The 25,070-nt window shown below is 37.1% G+C and carries 15 protein-coding genes and 1 pseudogene; 7 read left to right on the top strand and 9 right to left on the bottom strand.

All coding sequences use genetic code 11. From position 1 onward, the window contains the following. The first annotated feature begins 1 nt into the window (after position 1). The 7 genes from brxC to AOT13_RS12665 all read left to right on the top strand — a co-directional run bounded on the left by brxC (position 2) and on the right by AOT13_RS12665 (position 16,832). Positions 2-3,586: a BREX system P-loop protein BrxC gene (gene brxC / locus AOT13_RS12695; protein ID WP_042385359.1), complete on the top strand. Its 3,585-nt coding sequence runs from the start codon at positions 2-4 to the stop codon at positions 3,584-3,586. A 71-nt stretch (positions 3,587-3,657) separates the two neighbouring features. Further along, the gene (gene pglX / locus AOT13_RS12690; protein ID WP_042385355.1) at positions 3,658-7,140 is read left to right on the top strand and encodes a BREX-1 system adenine-specific DNA-methyltransferase PglX; all 3,483 of its coding nucleotides are present in this window, start codon (positions 3,658-3,660) and stop codon (positions 7,138-7,140) included. A 63-nt stretch (positions 7,141-7,203) separates the two neighbouring features. Next, complete coding sequence (pglZ, locus tag AOT13_RS12685) at positions 7,204-9,714, top strand: BREX-1 system phosphatase PglZ type A (RefSeq protein ID WP_042385351.1); 2,511 nt, start codon at positions 7,204-7,206, stop codon at positions 9,712-9,714. An 84-nt stretch (positions 9,715-9,798) separates the two neighbouring features. After that, positions 9,799-10,818 carry a DUF4917 family protein gene (locus tag AOT13_RS12680; RefSeq protein WP_042385349.1) on the top strand — a complete coding sequence of 340 codons (1,020 nt, stop codon included), beginning with the start codon at positions 9,799-9,801 and terminating at the stop codon, positions 10,816-10,818. 49 nt (positions 10,819-10,867) lie between these two features. Beyond that, complete coding sequence (locus AOT13_RS12675; protein WP_042385347.1) at positions 10,868-14,044, top strand: DEAD/DEAH box helicase; 3,177 nt, start codon at positions 10,868-10,870, stop codon at positions 14,042-14,044. Positions 14,045-14,659: 615 nt separating this feature from the next. Further along, positions 14,660-15,169, top strand: coding sequence for a hypothetical protein (locus tag AOT13_RS12670; protein ID WP_042385345.1), 510 nt, complete (start codon positions 14,660-14,662; stop codon positions 15,167-15,169). 205 nt (positions 15,170-15,374) lie between these two features. Continuing rightward, positions 15,375-16,832, top strand: a complete 1,458-nt coding sequence (locus AOT13_RS12665) for a tyrosine-type recombinase/integrase (protein ID WP_042385342.1) — start codon at positions 15,375-15,377, stop codon at positions 16,830-16,832. Between the two features lie 39 nt (positions 16,833-16,871). Here AOT13_RS12665 and AOT13_RS12660 read toward each other — a convergent pair whose 3' ends face one another. The 9 genes and pseudogenes from AOT13_RS12660 to msrA all read right to left on the bottom strand — a co-directional run bounded on the left by AOT13_RS12660 (position 16,872) and on the right by msrA (position 25,061). Beyond that, positions 16,872-17,537 carry a tyrosine-type recombinase/integrase gene (locus AOT13_RS12660; RefSeq protein WP_232511599.1) on the bottom strand — a complete coding sequence of 222 codons (666 nt, stop codon included), beginning with the start codon at positions 17,535-17,537 and terminating at the stop codon, positions 16,872-16,874. A 6-nt stretch (positions 17,538-17,543) separates the two neighbouring features. After that, positions 17,544-17,684 (bottom strand): annotated as a pseudogene (locus tag AOT13_RS21080) (tyrosine-type recombinase/integrase); the annotation flags it as partial. Between the two features lie 699 nt (positions 17,685-18,383). Next, positions 18,384-18,578, bottom strand: a complete 195-nt coding sequence (locus AOT13_RS12655; RefSeq protein WP_035502033.1) for a hypothetical protein — start codon at positions 18,576-18,578, stop codon at positions 18,384-18,386. A 171-nt stretch (positions 18,579-18,749) separates the two neighbouring features. Further along, positions 18,750-19,988 (bottom strand): DHH family phosphoesterase, encoded by a 1,239-nt coding sequence (locus tag AOT13_RS12650; RefSeq protein WP_003250556.1) that lies wholly within the window; start codon positions 19,986-19,988, stop codon positions 18,750-18,752. A gap of 18 nt (positions 19,989-20,006) precedes the next feature. Further along, complete coding sequence (locus AOT13_RS12645) at positions 20,007-21,929, bottom strand: vWA domain-containing protein (protein ID WP_003250558.1); 1,923 nt, start codon at positions 21,927-21,929, stop codon at positions 20,007-20,009. Between the two features lie 12 nt (positions 21,930-21,941). Next, the gene (locus AOT13_RS12640; RefSeq protein WP_230457123.1) at positions 21,942-22,787 is read right to left on the bottom strand and encodes an ATP-binding protein; all 846 of its coding nucleotides are present in this window, start codon (positions 22,785-22,787) and stop codon (positions 21,942-21,944) included. Positions 22,788-22,966: 179 nt separating this feature from the next. Continuing rightward, positions 22,967-23,341 (bottom strand): replication termination protein, encoded by a 375-nt coding sequence (locus tag AOT13_RS12635; protein ID WP_003250562.1) that lies wholly within the window; start codon positions 23,339-23,341, stop codon positions 22,967-22,969. Positions 23,342-23,489: 148 nt separating this feature from the next. After that, the gene (gene purU, locus AOT13_RS12630) at positions 23,490-24,392 is read right to left on the bottom strand and encodes a formyltetrahydrofolate deformylase (protein ID WP_003250564.1); all 903 of its coding nucleotides are present in this window, start codon (positions 24,390-24,392) and stop codon (positions 23,490-23,492) included. 111 nt (positions 24,393-24,503) lie between these two features. After that, positions 24,504-25,061 carry a peptide-methionine (S)-S-oxide reductase MsrA gene (gene msrA / locus AOT13_RS12625; protein ID WP_013400871.1) on the bottom strand — a complete coding sequence of 186 codons (558 nt, stop codon included), beginning with the start codon at positions 25,059-25,061 and terminating at the stop codon, positions 24,504-24,506. Positions 25,062-25,070 lie beyond the last annotated feature (9 nt).

Genomic DNA, 25,070 nt, shown 5'->3' with positions numbered 1-25,070 from the left:
CATGCAAATAAAGCAATTATTTAAAAAAGATATTTTTCGCAATATTAACGGCGTAGTCCAAGCCGGTCAGCTAGATAGCGAAACAATTCAAAATGAATTAGAAGAATATGTTATGACGGAAGAAGTAACTGAATACTTACATACATTCTATAAGAATTATTTAGCTGTATATAAAACACCGTCAGCGAACATCGGTGTATGGATTTCAGGTTTCTTCGGTTCCGGTAAATCACATTTTCTAAAAATCCTTTCTTACCTTTTAGACAACAAACCAATTAACGGCAAAAAACCAGTGGAATACTTCTACGATAAAACGAACAATCAAGAGCTTTTATCAATGATGAATGAAGTTGCAGCAAAGGAATCTGATGCACTATTGTTCAACATCGATTCTATGTCATCATCGGCATCAACACATAAGGAACGCATCGTTGAAGTATTCCTACGTGTATTCAATCGTCATTTAGGTTATTCCGATACATTATGGCTTGCGGATATGGAGCGGCAGCTAGACGAAGAAGGAAAATATGAACAATTTAAATCGGTTATTCGTCAATCATATGGTGTAGAATGGGAGGAATTTCGCTTAAAAGCTTTATTACGTCGTAAAAAAATTATTCAAGCTCTTGTAGAGATTGGATACGATGAGGAAACAGCAAGCAGCTTTTTCGAAGTTAGTAAAAATACATTTGATATAACATCAGAGCAATTTTCAAAAATGGTTGCCGATTATTGTAAAAAGCGCGGCCCAGAGTATCGTCTTATCTTTTTAGTTGACGAGGTTGGCCAATATATCGGTACAGATGTTAACTTAATGCTAAACCTACAAACCGTTGTTGAAGATTTAGGGAATCGCTGCCGTGGCCAAGCTTGGGTAATTGTCACTTCACAAGAAAAAATTGATGCAGTTACGAATTTACATAGTACAAATGACTTTTCAAAAATTCAAGGTCGCTTTGCCACACGTATTAACTTGACAAGTTCCAATACAGATGAAGTTATCAAACGCCGCTTGTTAGAAAAAACGGAGACAGCTGAAAAAACATTAAAAGCAATTTATGAACCGATTGAACAATTAATTCGTGGCCGCTTAGCTTTTGATCCAAATTCAACTCAATTACGTTCTGGCTATCGTTCAGCAGAAGAGTTCGTTGCGCTTTACCCATTCGTTCCATATCAAGTTGAACTATTACAGAAAGTATTTAATAAAATACGTATTCATGGTGAAGGCGGCACTAGCTTAGCTCACGGAGAACGTTCCCTATTAAAAGCATTCCAAGAAGCGGTCCAATTAAATGCTGAAGAAGACAGCGGCAACTTAGTCACATTAGCAGAATTTTTCCCTTCAATCCGCAATTTCCTAGAAACAACAATAACAAGGACAATCAGCCGTGCCGAAGATCGTGCCAAAAACGAGGAAGGGTTAAAACCCGAAGATGTCGATGTATTGAAAGTTCTCTATCTCATTAAAGGGATTGATGAGATAAAAGCAACACCAAATAATATCGCTACGTTATTGGTTGAAACCATTCATGATGAACGCGGACCGTTGGAATATCGTGTAAAAGAGTCATTGAACCGTCTTGAACAAGCGATGTTCATTGAAAAGCATGCAGATGGTACATATTCGTTCCTTTCCGATGAAGAACAAGAAATCAACAAAGAAATTAAAAATGTAGAGGTTAATCCAATCAAAATTAAAGAACAGCTTGGTGATCTGTTCTTTACAAAAATGTATCCAAAAACGAAATATGAATACAAAAAAGACATACCGCCATTTGATTTTAATAAACGATTTGACAATTATACAAAAGGGCATATGACACATCCTTTAACATTGCAAGTGTTTTCAGTCGCTATATCCGACATGGAAGCAGCAATGAAAGCCAACTCGGGACAACTTGTAATCTGTCTTGATGAAGAGCTTGTTGCCGAAGCAGAAAGCGCAATTAAATACTCCGAACAAGTTCAACGTTATGTCCAATTAAAGCGTAATAATAGTACAACTCTGACTCAACATCGAATTTATGACGCAAAACTCGCGCAAGTTGATGAGTTTGAGCGTAAAGCAGAAGAATTATTGCGTAAAGCTTGTGAAAAAGCTCGTTTTTATGTCCAAGGACAAGAACGTATTTTTAAAGGTTCTTTTGAAAATCAAGTAAATTCTGCTTTTGATATGCTTATAAAAAACACGTACACAAAACTCGATTATATTGATACGCCAATTTCATTTAAGGCACATAAAGAAGAATGGAAACGCCTTGTCGAGCATGGAATTGATCAAGACCTGTTAAATATGACAGGCAATCGCAACGCTTATGAGGAGTTAAAAACATACTTTGAAGACCTTGCTCGAATGCATGAAAAACCGTCTTTAAAAACGGTGATTGAAAAGTTTAGTGACGTACCATACGGATGGAGTGAGTATGATATTATCGGGCTTATATTAGCCTTAATGCATGATGGTAAAGTCAATTTATATGTTGGTGACGAACGCTTTACGCCAGCACATCCACAATTTTTTGACCGTCTCTCTCGCATATCTGAGAGAGAACGAATCCGTATTATTCCGGAGATTGAAGTTGATCCAAAAATAAAAAAAGAATTCACTTCACTGATGCGTGAATTTTTCGGCCGCCAAGAGGTTGGAGAAACGTATCAAGACTTTGCGGAAATTATCCAGCAGGAAATCAATGAACGTTTTACTATGCCGCTTGAAGAGATTCGCTCACGTCGCCGTGAAAGCAAGTCAGCTGATTACCCGTATCCGGGTGAAAGAGAAATTAACATTATCTCGATGGGAATACAAAAATTACTACAAATTCGCGATGCCGAACAACTTGTCAATAAATTTATCGAAGCACAAGACGAAATTGATCAATGGCTTGAAATGATTGAAAAACTATTAGGCTTCTATAAAAAAACACCGATTTCTGTGTTTGATGACGCTGTTAACACGCTTCAACTCTATCAAAATGATTTAATATTAATTCAAAATAGTGATGTTCAAATCATTAAGAAGCAAATTACAGACATTTTAACGAAACAAGAACCGTATCGTGACATTCCAAAACTGCCGCAACTTATCAACGAATTAGAAGAGAAAATCAAAGCAGAGGTAAATGAACAACGTAAGGCAATTCAAGTACAAGTACAAACCCTTGAAGAAAAGTTAGTCGAATTAAAAGATTATTACCAACACGAATCATCTATTGTCCAATATATTGATACAGAATGGCAGACATTCAATCGTTTAAAATCAAATATTGTAACAGAAACAAGCATTGTAACGATTCGCGCCCTAGTTCAACAGTTAAATGAACATGCGAAACGAGTTCAAGACAGAGCAAAACAAATGGAAGAAGAATTACGTAAGAAACCACCTACTGTGGTTGATAGCGATCGAGATACTCCTTCTGTTGTAAGGGAAAAAACAACAAAAAAATTATCTGCTAATGAGTTGCATCGTATGTTCTTTAATGGTCGGACAAAAATTGAAACACAACAGGATTTAGATGCTGCATTGGAACAATTGCGTACCAATCTTTTACGAGAGCTAAAAGATCACATTCTCGAGATAGAATAAAACAGCGAGCGGGTCAAAATCGATCCGCTCTAGACTTCATTCATCAGCTTATCAAAGGAGTCGAAACGTCCATGAATAAAACAGAGTTAAAAAATTTTGCAATCTTTGCGCGAAGAAATTTACTTGAAAAAGTTACGTTAAGAGCAAAATTATTTGGAATCGATGAGAAAAACAGCTTAGAAATGAGAGAAGAGTTTGGACAATTATACGTGAATGGGCATCCCTATGAATTAAAAATGAAATCAGCGTTTCAATCACTAGCAAAACAACTCAAAGCAAAAGGGTATAAACAATTAATTGAGGAAGTTGCTTATACATGGTTTAACCGAATTATCGCGATTCGATATATGGAAGTAAATGATTATCTTCCGGAACGAGTCAACGTGTTATCAAGCAGCACTGGAAAAACAGAACCGGACATTTTATCGCAATTTGAAACAATGGACTTAGATATTGATGTTGCAGAAATAAAAGACCTTATTAATCAAGGGGAAATAGAAAAAGCCTACCGGAAACTCTTTATTGCGCAGTGTAATGCGTTACATAAAATACTACCGTTTTTGTTTGAAAAAATTAACGATTATACGGAATTGTTGCTGCCAGATTTTTTATTGGATAGCGAATCAGTAATTAAGAAATTAGTTAATAACGAAGCGTTAACAGAAAGCTTCCAAGAAGTTGAAGTCATTGGCTGGTTGTATCAGTTTTATAATACAGAACCAAAAGATCAAGTATTTGCTAACTTAAAGAAGAATAAAAAGATTGAGAAATATGATATTCCTGCCGCTACGCAGCTATTCACACCAAAATGGATTGTCCAATATATGGTGGAAAACTCGCTCGGGCAACTTTGGTTAGAAGCAAATCCAGATTCACCGTTAAAACAATCGATGCGCTATTATATTGAGCCAGCGGAACAAGATGATGAAGTAAAGCAAAAATTAGAAGAAATTCGCTACAAAAACGTCAATTTAGAGGAAATTAAAATCATCGATCCTTGTGTTGGCTCAGGTCATATTCTTGTCTATGCGTTCGACTTACTGTATCAAATGTATGAGGAAGCAGGATATCCTAGCAGTGACATCCCTCAACTGATTTTAGAGAAAAACTTATTCGGCTTAGACATAGATGACCGTGCTGCTCAGCTTGCGTCTTTTGCATTAATGATGAAAGCACGAGAAAAATCACGTCGTATTTTCCGTAAGAAAGTTAAATTAAATATTTATGCAATTCAAGAATCAAATCATTTGGATAAAGAAGGAATTGCACAGCTACTTGGGCAAAATGAAGAGGAAAAAGAAGAGATACGTGCAGTAATTGACACGTTTATTGATGCAAAGAATTTTGGATCGATTTTGCAACCGCCGAAAGTAGATTACGATAAATATTTAGAGCGGATTGAAGAACTTGGAGAAGAGCAATTATCTGTAGAAACATTTCGAGCCTTTGAACAAGTACAAGAATTTCAAGTGATATTGGAGCAAGCGAAATTGCTATCCTCGAAATATGATGTGACAATTACAAATCCACCATATATGAGTTCAAAAGGAATGAATAAACAGCTAGGTGACTATGTTAAAAAATTGTTTCCAAATACGAAGTTTGATATGTTCGCTGTTTTTATAGAAAGATGTAATTCATTAGCAAAAGATTATTCTTTTATATCACACATAACTATGCATTCATGGATGTTTTTATCTTCTTATGAAGAACTTAGAAAAGAATTAATTAATAATTATACTATTTGTTCTATATTACATTTAGGTATGGAAGCTTTTGAAGGTATAATTGGAAAAGTTGTACAAACTGTAGCAGTGAATATTAGAAAAATTAACATAGATACGTATAGGTTTAAAGGAATTAGATTAGTTGATTATTTCGATTCAAAAAGGTGGGAAAAAGAAAGACAATTTTTTAATCCTGCAAATCACTATGTATTTCCCGGAATGCGGTATTTAATGGATATTCCGGGTTATCCCATCGCATATTGGTCCTCAAATAAAGTTAGAAACATATTTAAAAACAATAAATTGACCGATATTTATGAAGTGAAGTCCGGTATCATGACAGGGAATGACGAAGTTTTTTTGAAGTTATGGTATGAAGTAAATTCAAATAATATCTCTTTTACAACAAATAATAACAACTATAATGAAAGAAACAAACGATTTCGTTGGTTTTTAATTAACAAGGGTGGTCCATATAGAAAGTACTATGGAAATAATGAATATGTAGTTGATCTATTTAATGATGGACAAAGAATAAAAGAAAGTTCTGGTAATTATAGATTAAGGGATAATAAATATTATTTTAGAGAAGGAATAACTTGGTCTAGGGTTACGAGTTCAAATATCTCATTTAGATATCAACCAAAAAACATTCTTTTTGGTGATGCAGGTCCACTAATTGTAGATGGTGATATTAATTTATTAGCCTTTTTAAACTCAAAAGTAGTGAATTACTTGCTTAAAATATTGAACCCGACTTTAAATTATCAAGTTAAAGATATTGAGTCTCTCCCGATAATGGAATTCAGAGATTTGTCAAATGTTAATACAATTACAAAAACGGTTCTTTCATTATACAAGAAGGATTGGGATTTATTTGAAACATCATGGGATTTCGAGAAACATTTTTTTCTATCCTATCGTGAAAGCAGTAATCTTTTATCAGATGCTTTCAACAATTGGGCAATCCATACGGAAACGCAATTCGCTCAATTAAAGGCAAACGAAGAAGAGCTGAACCGTATCTTCATTGAGTTGTATGGTTTACAGGACGAACTGACACCAGAAGTGCCTGATGAGGAAATCACAATCCGTAAAGCCGACCGTGTTCGTGATGCGAAGTCGTTCTTGTCCTATTTTATCGGCTGTGTAATGGGCCGTTATTCTTTAGATGTAGATGGCTTAGCTTATGCTGGCGGAGATTGGGATGAGTCTAAATATAAGACATTTAAACCGAATAAATACGGATTAATATTACTGACGGATGAACATTATTTCGAAGATGATGTGATTGCCCGCTTGCGTGAGTTTTTATCTGTAACATTCGGAGCGGAAACAGTAGAAGAAAACTTGCAATGGTTAGCAGAGTCACTTGAATTAAAACGTAACGAAACTGCAGAAGAACGATTACGCCGCTATTTCTTAGATGAGTTTTTTAAAGACCATTGCCAAGTATATCAAAAACGACCAATTTATTGGCTTGTTGATTCCGGTAAGCAAAAGGGATTGCGTACACTCATTTACATGCATCGTTATCGTCCAGATACAATGGCAACGATTCGATTTAACCATTTGCAAGAAATTCAAACAAAGTATCATAACGAAATAAATGCTATCGAATTGCGTATGGTCAATCCAAATTTAAGTGCAACAGAAAAACGCGAATTAGAGAAACGAAAAACTGCCTATCAAAAGCGCCTAGAAGAATTACTCGAATTCGATAAAAAACTTGCAGAATATGCAAACGCACAGATTGACATTGACTTGGACGATGGAGTAAAAGTAAACTACGAAAAATTTAAAGATGTACTTGCACCAATTAAATAGAGATATAAAACGGAAAGAGGTAACGATTCCTCTTTCCTTCTTTTCGATAAAAGAGGTGGGATTATGGATATTTTAGAGGCGTTGCGAGAGCGGATTCGTGAAGAAAAAGAAAAGAAGCCGAGAGCGATTGTGTTTTGGTATGATGCCGCTGGGCAGGAATCTGTTGAATCCTTACAAGAAGCGTTGGCTGATGAGAACGTAATTGTACGTGAACTGACAAATACGAACTTTTTTAAACTCAAAATAGAGATTGAAATTGACAAGCCGAACGAATCGTTTGTACTGTATGCCCCGTTTGCACGACCACGTGATGAAGAAAACTATTTATTAGATATCTTGCTATATAGCACCGAGTTTAAAGCAGACCAAATTGCCGTCTGGGCCGAACAATTATCCGTAAAAGATGTTGTATTGCGACCAATTGTTGAGCGTTATAGGCAATTTTTTAACAGCAAGGAACGGATTCAAAAGCTAAAACGGTTATTACCTTTAAATTCGAAAGATATAGATATAGAATATGGGATTTTGGCTGTATTAACGGGCGCACCAATCGCAAATATTGCGGCAATTACACGTTATTTGCTAATGGATGGGCTAGATGAACAAAATAATGAGGCGTATAAGCGGGTCGCGAAATATTTCTCCATTGAACGAATGTGGGAATTGCTTGAACAACATTTTGGCCTTGAAACGAGACCTGCCAATCGTACATTGCGACATTTAATGGAAACACTTCTTTATGCTCATTTTGCTCGCGATGCAGAGGTTAATATTGAAAAACTCCAAACAGAATATCCGTCCATTCGCTCAAATATATGCGCATTATTTATTGATGACTGGATGCGTGGTTCGGCAGAAGAAACAGAAAGGCTAGAGTCATACATACGTGAGGTTGAAAGCCGATTTGAGTTGCGTTATTACTTACAAAATGTATCAGTCCAAAATATTGAAAAAGTAATTACGTTCCCGCTTATTGATGCGTTATTGATCGAAAAAGTAATTGATGAATTGCAACATAAAACATCAGATTTGGAAGCATGGCAAGAACGAATTTCGTTTCGTCTTACGACATATTGGGGCAAAAAGGAACGAATACAAGCACTCTATCGCGTGTTATATGAAGCAGTACGGTTAACCGAATACAAAACGTATCTTAAACAATATGACAGTACCATCGATTTATACAATCAATATGTACATTGCCTGCATTATATTGATCAAGCGTATCGTCGCTTCATGCAAGCATATACCAAATTGGAACAACGCGAAATGATTGAATCATTAGCAAAAGCTTTAACAAATTGGTATGAAAATGTCTATTTAACTAAGCTTGCGCAAGAAACAAATTATTATTTAGAAAAAGAAGAACAAATAACGAAAATACCTTTGCAGCGTTCATTCTTCCCACAAGTAGTTCAACCAATTTTAGAGAAGGAAACAACAAGAGTGTTTGTTATTATTTCTGATGCTCTGCGATACGAAATTGGTTATGAATTGTGTGAGCGGCTTAATCAACGTATAAATGGCGAAGCAAGTGTTTCTCCTTTGTATGCGAGTCTACCAACTTATACACAACTTGGAATGGCATCATTACTGCCACATCGTACATTAACTATTGATGAGAAAAAAATTGTCTACGCTGATGGAGAACCAACAAACGGTTTGGCGAATCGAACAAAGATTTTACAGAAAGCGCATCCTGACTCTGTTGCTTACCGATTAGATGAATTTATGGATTGGTCGCGCACAGAAGCGGAAGAAAATTTTAAAGGAAAGCGTCTTGTTTATTTGTACCATGATGTTATTGATGCGACAGGGGATTCGCGTAAGTCCGAACGTGATACATATGAAGCGGTCGAAAAAGCTGTTTATTCCTTGGAATTAGCAGTTGATCGTTTATCACGATTACAGGCAAAACGTATCTTTATTACTGCTGATCACGGGTTCTTATTCCAGCATTTAAAAGTGGAGGCAGATGTAAAAGTAGAGACCGTTAGAGGAACAGTTTTTGATGGTAATCGTCGTTTTGCAATTGGCCATTCATTAACAGTTCCAGATGGAGCGGTAAAATTAAAGAGTTGGCAAACACCTCTTCAAAATGTCGATGTTGTTATTGCGAAAGGGTTAAATCGATTTATGACTGGCGGGGGATTGCAGTTTATACACGGTGGGGCAATGCCACAAGAATTGATTATCCCGCTCATTGATTATCGTCGTACAGAGCAAGCTAAACCCGTGGATGTAAGTGTAGCGATGTTAGATAAAGTGATTACAAACTATCGTGTACCTGTTCAATTTTATCAAGAGCAAAGCGTTTCAAGCGATTATTTACCACGCCAGCTAAAAATGGCATTTTACCAAGGAAATGAACGAATTTCGAACGAAGTCATTTTAACATTTAACCTAACAGGGGAAAATCATGAACGCACAGAACAAGTGGTCTTCACTCTTGCTGAGCGATATTATCCAATGGGAGAAACGTGTATCTTAAAAATGGAGACGATTCAAGATAAGAAAATTGAGTTGTATAAAGAGGAAATTTTTACGATTCGAATGTACGAGGCGTTATATTAACAAAAATAAGACCTGCTGTGTGTATTTATACATGGTAGGTCTTTCATTTAAGAAATATATACAACACAAAAAGGGGAAATTACTATGTCACTTCCTAGCTATAAACAACTATACGACGAACAAAAAATACAGACAGATCACCTTTTGATCGGAAACGGTTTTTCGGTTGCAATTTGGAGGGATTTTAATTATCAATCTTTGTATGAAATTGAAGAGAAGTTCATGGAAGAAAAAGATAAAATGTTATTCGAACTATTTAAAACAAAAAATTTTGAATATGTACTAGAAAGCCTTATTAAAGCTCAAAATATCAATCAAATATTTGGTATAGATAGTGAGGTTCTAAAAGAAAGTTATAAACGGATTAAAAAACATTTAATTCAATCTATTTTGAAAGTCCATAAAGATAATTTTGATACAGAGATTGCATTAAAATTAAGTCGTAATTACACTATTCGAACTTTTAAACAAAGTATATTCACTACTAATTACGATTTAATTTCCTACTGGTTATATATAGAGCAACTAAAAGTTAATCCGAACGTAACTGACTTTTTTGGGAGAGGGGACAAAGATTATGTGCATTTTTCAAGGAGCAAAGTAGATAAAAATATTCTGAAATTATATTATTTACATGGGGGATTGCATTTATTTGTAAATAAAGATAATGAAATCGAGAAAGTGACAAAAAAGAAACATAATTATCTTATAAATGCAATTGTGGAATCTATCAATAACAATAACTTTCCTCTATATGTGTCAGAAGGTAACTGGCAAAGAAAACTGGAACAGATAGAAGCGAATAAATATTTAAGATTTTGCTATGATGCATTGAGTAATTTATCAGGACATTTAACTATTTTTGGACACAGTTTGAACGAAAAAACTGATTACCATATAATAGAAGCAATTAAACAATCCAATATCGAAGTAATAGCGTATGGTATCTATGAAATTGAACAAAAAGAATCCATAAAGGAAAGAATTAATTCTTACTTTAGCAATAAAAAGATATATTACTATAACTCTAGAGATTTTTTTAATTCAGTATACGAAATAAATAATCCACTAGCCTTCGGAAGTTACTCTATTAAACAAATTTGAGCTTAGTATTAACGTAATATTGTTTTCGGTTGTTAAGGAGAGGAATAACGTGCTTAAAAATGGCGAAATAATTAAAGGGCCTTTTTGGCCTGAAATTGTTGAAATTAAACATTGTGAACAAATTGATGACGGACTTTATTTGGTGGAATCAATCGGACGACAAACAAATAGGTATTACGACCGCTATTTAGAGCAGTATCAACTTGAGCAACTTGAGCGTCTACAGCAAGAAGAGGCTTATTTTAATCCAAACCGCCTGCAACACTATTTGCAGTATTATGTGCTGAAAGCCGAAGAGAAATATTCACAATCAAGAGCACGTGGAAATAAAAAGATTATCCCGCTCCCACATCAAATTGAAGCGGTTTATAGTCGAATGCTGCAATCTCCTAGAGTTCGTTATTTGTTAGCAGACGATCCCGGTGCAGGTAAAACAATCATGTCGGGAATGCTCATTCGTGAATTATTAGCAAGAAAAAGTATAGAACGTATTCTTATATTAGTACCACCGCTTGTTTTAAAACAATGGCAAGAAGAATTATATGAGAAATTTGGTGAAGAATTCGTTATTGTAAATCGTAATCTTTTAAATTCTTCTGGAGATATAAATCCATTCGAAGCACACGATAAAATTATCACTTCTATTTACTGGGCTGCAAGAGAAGATGTGAAATCACTCATTTTAAAAACAAGTTTTGATCTCGTCATTGTCGACGAGGCTCATAAGATGGCTGCATATACACGTGGGGTGAAAAAACGAAAAGTTCAAAGAACTAAAATGTATCAACTTGGTGAAGCTTTGCTTCGTCATACAGAGCATTGTCTATTGCTAACAGCAACTCCACATAAAGGGGACAAAGAAAACTTTCGACATCTAATGAGTTTAATTGACCACGATATTTTTTCCCATTTAAACAGCGGAGAATCTATGTATGAAAAAAGTAACCCATTCGTTATTCGCCGCTTGAAAGAGTCGATGGTGAATTTTGACGGCACGCCTCTCTTTCCAAAACGGACAACGAAAACAATTACCTTCGATTTAAGCGAGGAAGAACAACAGCTTTATGACGAAGTAACAGCATATGTACGAGAACATTTTAACCGTGCTAAACAAAACAATAACCAAAATGTTGCCTTTGCAATGATGGTTTTGCAACGTCGTTTAAGTTCTTCAGTGGAGGCGATTTATCTTTCGCTTGTTCGACGAAAAGAGCGACTTGAAAAGCTATTATATAGTCAACAATCATATCAAGAAATTGACATAGATGATTATATTGACATGGCAGCGGAGGAACAGGAAGAATTAGAACTCCAATTAGAAGGAGCGGTTGAAACATTTGATCCTCATGAATTGCAACAAGAAATTGACGTATTGAACCGCTTAATTTATAAAGCAAATATAATTCGTCAGAAAGACGTAGAACGAAAATATACAGAACTTGAACGCACATTATTCAATCCAAATGGCCTTCTGGCTAAAGGGGAAAAGATTTTAATTTTTACTGAATCGAAAGATACGCTTTACTACTTGGAGCGGAAACTGCTTGCCCATGTTCCGGAAGTCGCAAAAATTGTTGGACACTTTTCAATGGAGCAACGACGTGCTGAAGTAGAAAAGTTTCGTAATGACGTACAAATTATGCTTGCGACTGATGCTGGTGGTGAATCAATTAACTTGCAATTTTGTAATCAAATGATAAATTATGATATTCCTTGGAATCCTAACCGATTAGAGCAACGGATGGGACGGATTCACCGCATCGGTCAAAAAAATGAAGTGTTTATTTTTAACTTAGTTGCCTCTAATACACGTGAAGGGGATGTATTGATTCGGTTACTTGAAAAAATGGAACAGATGCGTAATGACTTAGGACAAGACTCTGTATACGACTTCATCGGAGAAATTCTTGAAGAACAGGGAGTAGATCTAGCTCATTTGATGGAAGAAGCGATTAGTGGACGTGAAAATTTAGATGAAATTATTGCAAGAATGGAAAAAACATTATCAGAAGAACATCAACGTTTACTTGCGTTAGCACAGCAAGAACGGATGGACGAAACTAGTTTCGATTTACCGGGGATGCGTCGCGCATACCAAGAACTTTCGATTAATAGCCTTCCGATGAGAGTATATGGTGAATTTGCGATTAAACAATTTGAAAATACAAGAATTCGTTTACATATTTCTAATGACCAATCAACAGTAAGGATTGATCGTTTCCCGAAAAATATACGTGAATTAGCAAAAAAACAGCGTATTTTTATTAAGACGGATGAATCGATACGTTTTGCTTTAAAATCGCATCGTGAGACAGAAGAAATTACATTATTACAAAATGACCACCCTTTATACAAATTGTCATTAGAACTGGGAGCGGGAGAAGTTCAACAAGTTTCCATCCCGGTTTGTCGCGTAAGAGCTTCTGTAAGTGAACCACTTGCTATTGAAATAAATCAAGTAACTATTGTTGATGGCACAGGAAGAGAACTTGAGCAGCAGTTAATACTGATTGGTAAACGCACATCTGGTGAATGGGTAAATATCGATCCCTATCTTTTATTTAGCGGTGATTTTCAAATTGTTGAAATAAACATTCCAGAAGACCCGTCATTTAAACGTGAAGCCATCATGCAAGCTAGGAAAATATTGCATGAAGTACAAATGAAACGAGATGATTATGTAAATAAAAAAAGCGCCTATTTGCGGAAATCTTTTGAAGAACAGATGAACACACTTCATGAACGCCTTCGCCAATATCAGCTAAATAACTTTGATAATCGAAATAGTGCTCTTATTAATCAAATATATAGTCAAATTGAAGACTTAGAAGAGCGCAGTCGTGAACGATTAGATGAGATTGAGCGGGAGCGTAGTATTCAGTTGCAGCCAATTAAGAGGATTGCTCAACTTCGACTAGAACCTTTAGAGGAAAATAACGGTCGAGTCATCCCTGATGATGTTGTTGATCTTGTAAAGGAATATGAGTATAGGAACGGCAGATTAAATATCCGACAACAGAAAGCGTTTGGGCTTATTGATTTTACAAGTGAAAGTACAAACGAGGAAACAAGATTTATCATTGTTACAAATTCTCTTTCAGATTTATTAAGAAATATCAACTATGAAGACTATGTTGGTATCGATAATTCTGTTTTTATTTATGTTGTGAAGAATAATGAGATAAAAGAAGAGATACAATTAGAAAAAACGCTCAGAATTCTGTAGTTCATGCAAATAAATCACTCAAAAGCTCCTAGCGTTTAACGATCTAGGGGCTTTTCCTTTTACGTATTAAGAGCCTATTTTTGATTGAAAAATTCGAGCTTATAAATCAGCAAAAAACAGGTCTTATAGAATATAGTAGTCGACATGGAGGCTCATTTTTTGGACCGGAAACCCCTTGATAGTACTGAATTGTTACAATACAGACCTATGAATTGATTCATAGGTACAATTGGGTATATCTAGAAGATACCCAATTGTACCTATGAGAATCATCTATATCTATGAGCACCATATTCATTCTAAACTAAAATAGTAAATTAAACTAATCTAAATAGTAAATTAAACTAATCTAAATGGTAAATTAGATTAATCTAATTGGCAAACCAGATTAATTTAATTGATAAATTAGGTTAGTCTAGTTAATAAATTAGATTAGTCTAATTATCTCGACTAATTAATCGTAATTAAAGATTAGCGCAGGTACAATTAAAAATAATTCTTAGCTAATTCTAAATTAATTCTGCACTAATGTTAAAATATGAAAAAGGTAAAGATATAATGTTTTAAAATTAATATCCATTCAATATTTCAGAAAGGAGAATTTAATGATTAACCATGGAAAAACCAAACGAAAAGTTAAACATAACAAAAGACATGCTTATAAAAGACGTACTTGATGCATTAAACAAAGGGATCACAAAACAGGAGATTTCAGCGAAAAGCGGAATTCGACTCACAGATTTAGAAAACAAACTAAGTAACGCTGGAATTACCCAAAATAAAGATGGGATGTATATCGCCAATTCTGACAAAGCACTGAACAAACGGCTAAGTGACAGAATATATAATGTCTATAGAAAACGGGAGGCAAAATCAGAAGCAGTGGGTAAGTCAGATTTAGAACAGCTTTTCTTTGAGGTTCGTGAATTTATGAATGCTGAAAGAGAAAAAGCAAAATTATATAAGCCTTCCAAGGCAATTTGGGCTCAGGTAAAAGCTTTGCAAAAGTTATTATTGAACGTTCAGCAGGATTGGCTCATTGATGCTTTAATTAAACGAGCGTTAGATACATTATCTGTCCCAGAGTATTTACAAAAATATTTACAAGAAGAAAATAATTTATAAAAATTTGCAAAAAGTTATTGACTTTTTATCTTAATCTGATAATATACTAATAAATCTTAAAATATTAAAATTAATATACCAACAAGGGAAAACCCCATGCTATACAGCGCTACTTGTGTATGTACGCGTGCAACAAGTAGCGGTGTTTAGCTTGGGGTTTTTTGCATTTCAAGCTAAATTATTTTTATACGGAGGTAAACAGATCATGGGCAAAACAAATATTTCAGCTAAATCTACTTTAATTGAGGCTTTTAATGAATACGAAAAAAGCCAGTTTTGGTCAAAAAATACTAGACGTGCCTATCGAAAAAATGTAATTTACATGTCAGAATATATGTTAAACCAAGGATTAGATCCAGTGCTTGAGAATATCGATTATGAATTCGTGAAAATATGGGAAAATGATCAACGAAAACAAGGCTATAGTCCGAAAACGATAAAACAAAATCAAGCAACGATGCAATCTATGTTTACGCATTATAACCGACTTGGAGTTATTAACGGAAATCCATTCGCAGCATTAAAAATCACAGATTCTAATAAACAAAAACATCATTCGAGAGCATTAAATATCACCGAATTATATCAAGTTTATAAAGCTGCGTTTGAGTTGCAAGAAAATGGTGTTAATGTATTAGTTCCAATCCTAATAGATATGTTTACTGCTCTCAGAGTCACATCGCTCGAAAAACTAACAGTTCGTTCAGTTTCTACTACTATGAACGGGCTAGTTTATGAGTTTGATCCAAAAAAAGATCGAGTAAAAGAAGATAAACTTCTTGACCAATATCTAGAAGAAGAAGGGGATAAACACACTGACAATTCACCGAACAGCAAAAACAAAGATTTCTTTATTCCATTACCACCTAAACTGATGCAATTACTCGTCCAATACATAGAACATATGAAACCAGATGATGCGCTGTTGTATGGTTTAAGAAGAAAACCGCTGATTAACAAGCAAATGAATTATGTGATTAATAAGGTATGCGAGCATCTTGGGTGGATAAAAGTAGAATACAAAAATCCAGAGGATAGAGGTCAGACAAAAGGGAAGAGAAAAAGAAAAGGGGAAAAAATAGTTCATAAAACCGAGAAACATTTCACGCCACATGGACTCAGATACACTCTTTCTACTTTGTTTCATGAAATGGGGGTCTCAGATGATGCTATACGCTTTCTGCTTGGCCATTCCAGATATGAGTTAGGCGCTCTTCAACATTACATTTTAAGCGATGCAAAGTATATTAAAGAAATTCGAGCGGCTCAAGTAATAATCGAAACTCTTTTTGAAACTGCGATGGAACTTGAGTCGAATTATAATATTACTTTAAACTTAGAAGAAATTTATGATGAAATTCCTAATGTATTTAGGAATCAATTGAAAAACAAAAATTACATCAATCTGTTTAAAGAACATCTCGTAAAGTATGCATTTACAGCATTACAGCAAAAAATACTTAAGGAATCAGGGAATAATTATTCTGATTATTTCACATTTAAAGCACCAGAACTTTATAATCAGATTGTGATGGCGCAGCAGGGGTATTTTGCACATGCTCCAATGCCTTATCAGCAAACTCATGGAATGAACCCAATGCCATACGATCTCACGCATTCAGTGCCTTTGTATCCGCCAACTCATATTCACATGGGGAAATAACTACCCGGCTAGGGTAGTTATTTCCGTACTAAGCAGGTTTCAAAATATGTTAAATGTTTGAATCGCTTTTTTCTTTTGCTCAAAGTCAACATGCGTATATACTTGCGTCGTGACTAAACTTTCATGACCGAGTAGTTCTTGTATGGTACGCAAATCAACATTTTCTTTATTTTCTTGTATCAACAAGGTAGCAAACGTATGCCGCAAATGATGGAGTGAGAATCGTTGAGGTGGCAGACCTGCTTTTTGTAAGATTTCCTTAAATATCTTATGTAAACCACGCGGGTTCAATTTTTTGCCGTTTTTATTTAAAAATACCGGTTGGGAAGGGTGGAGCTGATATTCCTCTAAACTTTCCATATAGCTTTTTATTAAAGGGACAACCATAGGATGAAGGGGAAGCAAGCGCTCTTTTTTTCCTTTCCCATAAATACGTATCGTGTTGTTAGATAAATCAATTTGTTCCCAAGTTAGTTCAACAATTTCAGATCTTCGCATACCCGTAGTGGCTAACAGTTTAAATAGAAGATGGTTTCGCATCGCCATTCGGCTATTGTCTTGCTCCAAAAAATGAAATAGCTTTCGTAGTTCAGACAAAGACATATAAGTCGGTAATTTACTATCCGTTTTAGGAGTATCAATTCCGATCATAAAATCGTTGTCGATTAGATTTTCTTTGACACAGTATTTACTGAACGATTTCAAGCAAGAAATTCTCCGATAGATCGTTCGAGGCTTGACATTTTCTTTTGTAATTTGATGCTGGATGAAGTAGCGAACATGCGTTTTTGTAATGTCATTAAGTTGTACAGAATAACCATGTTGAACTAAGAAGTTCTCGAAACATCTCAAATTATAAGCATAAGTGAGTAGTTTTTTTCAATTTGCAAATACAAAAGAAATTCATCAATGGCTTGTCGAAACAACATAAAAACACCTCCAGCTGATAATCAACGACCGATGATAATCGGTAAAAAATAATGATAATTCGTTTAAAAAATGATAATTCGTAGACACAAAAAATTATGAGGAACTTAGGTTAACAAGTTCCGGATAATTGATTTTATGGGCACTTGAGGGAAGAAACCCTCAAATTTCGGGGAATTTGGTTAGTTTACATAATATAAATTATAGGAAGTTTTAAAAACAATGTTTCAAAATTAAAGTAAACTAGATATATTGAGACAAAAAATAAAAAATGATAATTCAATTTGAGTCAGATTTATTTATGTATTTCAAAATGTAATTTTTAATTATAAACAAAAATTACGGTATAACAAGCAGTTTGTTTTGATCTCCGAAAATCTTATTTCCAGTTCATTTTTTATGTATGATTGATGAATTAAATTACAAATTAACTGTTTTTTTGTTAGCATACGTTATGTTATATTGCCAGGCTTGCTTGCTGCAACCTCTGTTCACTTTTTGACGACTGGGAAATAAAGTAAATAAATAAAACATGCAGCGGCTGCTTTGATATTGGCGAACCGCTGCATGTTACCAATTATAATACGTTATGAAGAAACACATCGTACCATCCTTCCATGTTTGTTACGCAATGTCTGTGTAACGGTATAAAACGCCTTTGTATTGAACACGGATTGGTACACCTTTCTCCCGTTTGTATTTTTTCATAAGCGCCTTCACTTTTGAAAAGGCTTCCATCATCCCAGACGCCAAAATGGTTTCTTCCCAAACAACTGGTTTCGTCTGGTCTGTGTAAAAAGCAAAAACATACTGTTTCATATTTTTCACCTCCCCACTTTCAATTATAATATAAATCTGTGTCAATTAAACATTTAAACTGTTACAATTATGTTAACATTTTCTGCAAACTATTGTTCTTAAATAATCAACAATTGCTTATCAGTTTGATATAGTATGATAAAAGTGATGCAAAAATGTCAAAACCGACACCTATTTTTGGTATCGGTTTTGCAGCTTGTATTGTTGCAAGGCATTTACATACTCGTTTGCAATCGTTTCTTTTTCGATGGATAACTGTTGTTGCAAGTAATCGATCACCGCTTGGTCATCTGCCAATCCTGCTGCGAACTGGCGTTTGATAAATCGTTCCGCTTCTTCTTGGCTGGAAAAATTCTGTTCTTTTTCTTCATAATAAACAAGCCAATTTTCATTGTTTGGAATAAAGAAAAACCACTGTCCTTGATTGTTGGTGAAAAAGAACCCTTCTTTTTGATTTTTCGTGTTAAGCTGGTTCTGTTCTGCATCATGATATACCGGCGGCAGCGGGAAAACGTCTACCACGAAGAGCGGAAACGTTGTTTCGTCGACAAAACATCCGGAAGCTTTTGGATGGCCACCTCCGCCAAACTGTTTCGCAAATTCCGCGACATTCACAGTATCGTGAATGGTCCGAAACCCAATATGTTTTGTGCCAAGATTCACCATTGCGATGAAATCCAAATGCGGACAGCGCTTGGATAAGGCATTCCCCAATTCCGACATATGCCGTTCCGCAAAAACGATGCCGACACAGTAATCGCCAAACCAGCGCTGGACAAGCTGTTTTTGCTTCATGCGGATGTAGCGCTGGATTTTCTTTTCTTCCATATCCAAAATAAGCTCTTCTGTTTCTGTTAACGTAAAGGGACCGCCTGCTGTTAACCGTTCACTCATGCGATCCCAAAATTCGTCCAAGCCGAAAATCGTCAGCAAATCATTCAGCCGCTTTGCGCGCATGTTGCCCGTTTCTTCCCATTCCCATGTATCGTACTGGCGGACAAGTTCAACAAATTCATCAAGCGTTTCGTTTCGTTCAAGTTTTTGCTTGCGGATTAAATATTCGTAAAACAGCGAAGTTGCGCATGTTTTTTTGCCCTGTTCATCCGCCGGCTGCACCCACCCCCACGGATACTTGTTGAAATGGAGGGCGGTGACGTGATGATCGATGACTTGAACGCGCTTTCCCGCTTCAAACCATTCCGCCAGCTTTTTTTCCACTTCTTCGCCGACTGCCAAATCGGTAATAAAAATGCTTGCTTCGTTATGCTGCTCCTCTTCTATAAATTGTTTCACTCGTTCATCCAAATTGCGGTAGGAGCAAAAAGATATATTTACTTGTTCAAACGCAATTTTCGCTAATAATCCGCACCCGATTCCGTCTAAATCACTATCCGTAAACAATTTGATCATTGCCAATCCATCCTTTTTTTATAAACTTTTATACAATAGTTTTTTTAATAGCGGGAAGAGAAAATCTGGAAGCTGTTCGACGCTTGGAACAACGATGCTATGTTTTCCATAAATATTTTGCACTGTCTCCCTTTGCCCTTCGTCAATTTCCCCATTGGCCAAAAAGACGTTAATCACTTCGATATGATGTTTGCGCGCCTCTAATACTGCCTCATGTGTATCAATGATGCCGTTTTGTTCATAACCAAGCGCCGCTGGCTCCCCGTCGGAAAAAACTAATAAAAATTTTTGCTTTTCCGGCCGCTTAAGAAGCTGCTCCGTCATGACGCGGATCGCAAATCCGTCGCGGTTATCTTCTTGCGCCTCCAGCTGCATGATTGCTGGGCCGCTTTCTTTTTTCCGTGATTGTGCAAACGAAATCACTGTTTGAAAATAATTCGGCTGTTTCGTTTCTGTTGCCTCGTTTGGATCTTCCCAAAATCCAACGATTTGATGGGGCACCAACAATGCTTTTAACGCTTCATGGAACAGAATAACGCCTCGTTTCGTTTCCTCCATCTTATCATACATTGACGCTGAGCAATCGACTAACAGCGTAAAGACAGCATCAATGCGGGAAGACGGCTGATGTTTTTTGTTAAAAAGGCGCGGCTGCTCATCTGTCCATAGGCGAAGCAGCTTTTTGTGCAGCCGGCCAAAATGTAAATCCGTCCGTGGAAGTGTTTTTTGGTGCTCCAACGTTTTTTCGATCATCTGTTTTAATTTCTTTTGGTATGACAAAATATCTGCTTTCTTTTGTTCATATTGAGCAATGTGTTGGGGTGAAGGAGAAGCGGGAAGAAGAAAAATCGCTTCCGCATGCCGATTCGCCTTTCCGTAACGCTCCCCTCTGCCTGCTTGCTTGCGTTCCCGTTTTTGTTCATAGGCACTTTGTTTCCTATAGTCGTTCCGGTGCGATTTTCGCGCGGAACCTTGCACAATCGCAAGCGCTTGATCCCCATCTTCGCCTTCACGCTCCCCTTCTCCTAGTAAATCGGTCCGCGAGCCTTGCTCTAATTCGAAACGCAAGAAACTTTTCGTCATGTTGCTCGTTTCCCGATGCCATGTCGGCAATTCTTGCTCATGGACATCTTCATCCCCGTCTTTTTCTTTATCTAAAATGTCGCAGTTATTGAGCGGGTCGGTTCGTTTTAAATCTTTCAGCGTCAATCCTGTTTTTTCCGCGTTGTGATAACTTTGTTCTGGCAAATAGAAATACGTGTTTAACATATCATTGGTTAAGACATCATCAAGCGCTTCAGCAATCTTTAGCGTGATATGGGCCACTTCTTTTGTTGAAGCAGCGTCAAAAAACTGAGGAAGCGTTTGGCGAAGCCAAGGCATCATCCGGTCAATTGGCTCGTGAATAGCTGGGATGTCCTCCAGCGGTGAGTCGGATGTTAATAATAAATAGACAACAGAAAACAACGCATCGGTATACACGCTTCTTGTCAAATTGGCGTTCGCTTGGCTTTGAAAATAGCGGCGGTATACATCGCGGCGGATGTGAAACCATTTTTTTGTGCCAGGCCGTTCTTTTTTGCAAATCTCTTCAAGGCGCAAATCTTCGGCTAGTACAAATAACTGTTTGGCAAAATTGGGGATTGAGATATTTTGGATATTGCCGAGAAATGCAGTGACTTCGGAAAAATCAGTATGGAAGAGCGTTCCGACTGCCCGCAAACAGACATCGCTTTTTAGGCCGTTTTCTTTTTCTTCCTTTGGCCGGTTATCCCAAAAGTGGCTGACATATAATTTTCGGTTAAGAAAATCAACATAGGACTGAAAGCCAAACTCGATTTCCCAATCGCTATGTTTTGCCAGCGTTTTCGCCAGATCAGAAAGCTGCATAAACAAAAAGGAATCAATCTTTTTATCGTTAAATTGGATAAACCGTTCCATTATTTTCATCCCTCATTCTTCGAACAACGTTTCCGCGATGTTGCGCACCGCCGCTTTTTCTCGATCATCTTCCAGCTTTTCGATAATTCCGCGCTGAATAGCGCGAAGCGGCGGCAAATATACGGCTAAATCGCACGTATCGATAAGCGCCCGAATCGAAGCGGCTTCTTCGGAAATCTGTCCGTTTTTCACTTGTGTAATTAAATCAGCGGATAATGTGACAAAGCGGTCAATAAGCATTTCATCCGTTAATGCCGTTTGCGCAAGCAGCACGGATTTTAATGTATCTCCTTGAATATATGGAACATCGATGACAACAAAACGGTTTTTTAACGCCTCATTGAGCGGCACAGTGCCAACATACCCTTCGTTGATGGCGGCGATGACACCAAACGTTTCTTTCGCTTTAACGACTTCGCCGGTAAATGGGTTGGTGATCATTTTGCGATAGTCGAGGACACCGTTTAAAATTGGCAATGTTTCTGGCTTTGCCATGTTGATTTCGTCAATATATAACAGATGCCCTTTTGTCATTGCTTGAATGACAGGGCCCGGAACAAACTCGATTTCCGCTTTTCCGCCACGGTTTTGGATCGTTTTAAAACCAAGCAGCGCTTCTGCATCTAAATCAACGGAGCAGTTCACACTATGCATCGGCTGGCCGAATATGGATGACAGCGTCTCTGCTAATTTCGTTTTTCCGGCCCCTGTCGGCCCTTTTAGCAAGACGTTTTTTCCGAGCGCAAGCGCAATGATCGCATCATATATAATCGACTCGTCAGGAGCGGTATAACCGCCTTTTCCGATAAGATAGGCATCTTCATCATTAGAAAATAGCTGGTTGCGGTATTGGATCATTTGTTCAATTTTCTCTGGTAGTTTCACCCGTTGTCGTCCTTTCTTTTTTGGCGTTACGGTTACTATTCTACTAAATGTCCTGTTTTCGCGCAAAAAAGATACATATTTACTATAAAATTATTATGTAAAATAAAAGGTGAGAAAAAACGGAGAGCCACCCTCGCTGATATTGCTCCCCGTCAGCTGAAATTATCTTCAATCGCCTTGCGAATCAGCGCGGCGCAACGATCCAATTCCGCTTTTAATTGCCGTTTGTACCGCTTTGCTTTTTCATACCCGCCATCGGCAAAACGGTAATAGACGACTTCTTGGTATTTCATGCCTTCTTTTTTTCGTTTCACTTGTTGCAAGATCCCGTCTTCAATGAGGTCATGCAGCGCTTTATACACTTCCGAATGGTTCGGGCGGTAGCCGTACGGCTTGAATTCTTGGCGCAGCAAATCCAATATTTTTAACCCGTATAAACGTTCTTGTTCCGTCAATGTGATTAAATATAATTTTAAAAACGCACGCTGTTTTAATAGAAAACCACTTGGCGTTCTTTTTTCGCCCATGCATCTCCCTTCTTTCTTCCTTTTTCTTCATTATAACTAATTCCACTTGTTGTTTGGAAATCCTTCTTATTCTTTATTTTGAACATGGATTTACTAAGTTTCAATGAAGAAGGAGGCGCGTCCGCCCCCTTTTTGCCCATATTTAAATTTAATAAAAGACAATTGTTTTGTTTTCATGGATGATGACACGGTCTTCTAAATGCCATTTGAGCGCGCGGGCAAGCACTGTTTTTTCGATAATCCGCCCCATCCGTTTTAAGTCATCGGGATGGTGGCGGTGGTCAACGCGGGCGACGTCTTGCTCGATAATCGGTCCCTCATCCAAATCGTCGGTGACGTAATGCGATGTCGCGCCAATGAGTTTCACGCCGCGTTCATATGCCCTTTCGTATGGTCTTGCCCCGACAAATGCCGGTAAAAACGAATGGTGGATGTTAATGATTCTTCCTGGAAATTCAGCGACAAATGATGGTGATAAAATTTGCATGTAACGGGCGAGCACAATCGTGTCAACATTATATTGTTTAAGCAATTGGATTTGTTTTTGCTCGGCTTCCGCTTTTGTTTCTTTTGTAACTGGAATATAGAAATATGGAATGCCGACCGATTCCACTGTGCTTTTAAGATATTCATGATTGCTGATGACAAGGGCAATATCGGCGATCAACTCGCCGGCCTGCCACTGCCATAATAACTCAAGCAAACAATGTTCTGCTTTGGAGACAAATATCGCGATTCGTTTGACATCGTTATGTAAGCGGAGGCGCCAATTCATATGAAACGACTCGGCAATCGGCCGAAAAGCAGATTCGATTTCTTGCTTTCGCGCTGCGATATTCGGGCAATCAAATTCGATTCTTAAGAAAAAGGTGCCTCCTTCAGGATCGGTGGAATATTGGCTGGATTCCACGATATTTGCGCCTTGTTCATATAAAAAGGATGTTACTGCCGCTACAATCCCCGGTTTGTCCGGGCATGAAATTAATAAACGCGCCCGGTCTTCATAGTTTTGCAGAAACGACTGCCAGCGATGTTCGCGGAATGTTTGCATAGACTATTTCCCCCTGTATGTATATTTATTTAACCTTCATCATATAAAAAAACGGTCGGAATGCCAACCGTTTTTTATTGAGTTGCCGCATCGTCTTCCGCCAATGAGGAGTCAATTTTTTTTCGCAGCATCGGCTTCCCATTCAGGATCACGCCAATGCTCTTTCAAAAACGCATCGCGTCCTGAACCGATCCGGTACAATTTATAGCGGAGCGGATTTTTCTTATGATAATCTTGGTGGTATTCCTCCGCTGGATAAAATGTGGATGCCGGCAGGATTTTCGTCACGATCGGTTTGGAGAAACGGCCGCTTTCTTCGAGCTCTTGTTTTGATTTTTCCGCGAGAAGGCGTTGTTTTTCGTTATGGTAAAAAATCGCTGTGCGATATTGCGGACCGCGATCGTAAAACTGTCCGCCGTCATCAGTCGGATCAATTTGCCGCCAGTAGATGTCAAGCAGTTTTTCATATGGAAACACGTCGGGATCAAACGTAATTTGCACTGCTTCGTAATGTCCCGTCGTTTTTGAGCATACTTCTTCATATGTCGGGTTTTCTTTATGGCCGCCTGTATATCCAGATATGATACGGATAATTCCCGGCTGCTCTTCAAACGGTGAAACCATGCACCAAAAACAGCCGCCAGCAAATGTCGCTAATTCGTATCCCATCAGTTTCTT

It is taken from the genome of Parageobacillus thermoglucosidasius (assembly GCF_001295365.1).
In the GTDB taxonomy this organism is placed as follows: Bacteria; Bacillota; Bacilli; order Bacillales; family Anoxybacillaceae; genus Parageobacillus; species Parageobacillus thermoglucosidasius.
The sequence above is the reverse complement of the archived record's forward strand: the minus strand, read 5'-3'. Positions and strand labels throughout refer to the sequence as shown.

Coding starts and splice junctions, on each gene's coding strand:
- brxC (WP_042385359.1), top strand. CDS start 2: ATGCAAATAAAGCAATTATTTAAAAAAGATATTTTTCGCAATATTAAC.
- pglX (WP_042385355.1), top strand. CDS start 3,658: ATGAATAAAACAGAGTTAAAAAATTTTGCAATCTTTGCGCGAAGAAAT.
- pglZ (WP_042385351.1), top strand. CDS start 7,204: ATGGATATTTTAGAGGCGTTGCGAGAGCGGATTCGTGAAGAAAAAGAA.
- AOT13_RS12680 (WP_042385349.1), top strand. CDS start 9,799: ATGTCACTTCCTAGCTATAAACAACTATACGACGAACAAAAAATACAG.
- AOT13_RS12670 (WP_042385345.1), top strand. CDS start 14,660: ATGGAAAAACCAAACGAAAAGTTAAACATAACAAAAGACATGCTTATA.
- AOT13_RS12665 (WP_042385342.1), top strand. CDS start 15,375: ATGGGCAAAACAAATATTTCAGCTAAATCTACTTTAATTGAGGCTTTT.
- AOT13_RS12655 (WP_035502033.1), bottom strand. CDS start 18,578: ATGAAACAGTATGTTTTTGCTTTTTACACAGACCAGACGAAACCAGTT.
- AOT13_RS12650 (WP_003250556.1), bottom strand. CDS start 19,988: ATGATCAAATTGTTTACGGATAGTGATTTAGACGGAATCGGGTGCGGA.
- AOT13_RS12645 (WP_003250558.1), bottom strand. CDS start 21,929: ATGGAACGGTTTATCCAATTTAACGATAAAAAGATTGATTCCTTTTTG.
- AOT13_RS12640 (WP_230457123.1), bottom strand. CDS start 22,787: ATGATCCAATACCGCAACCAGCTATTTTCTAATGATGAAGATGCCTAT.
- AOT13_RS12635 (WP_003250562.1), bottom strand. CDS start 23,341: ATGGGCGAAAAAAGAACGCCAAGTGGTTTTCTATTAAAACAGCGTGCG.
- purU (WP_003250564.1), bottom strand. CDS start 24,392: ATGCAAACATTCCGCGAACATCGCTGGCAGTCGTTTCTGCAAAACTAT.
- msrA (WP_013400871.1), bottom strand. CDS start 25,061: ATGGGATACGAATTAGCGACATTTGCTGGCGGCTGTTTTTGGTGCATG.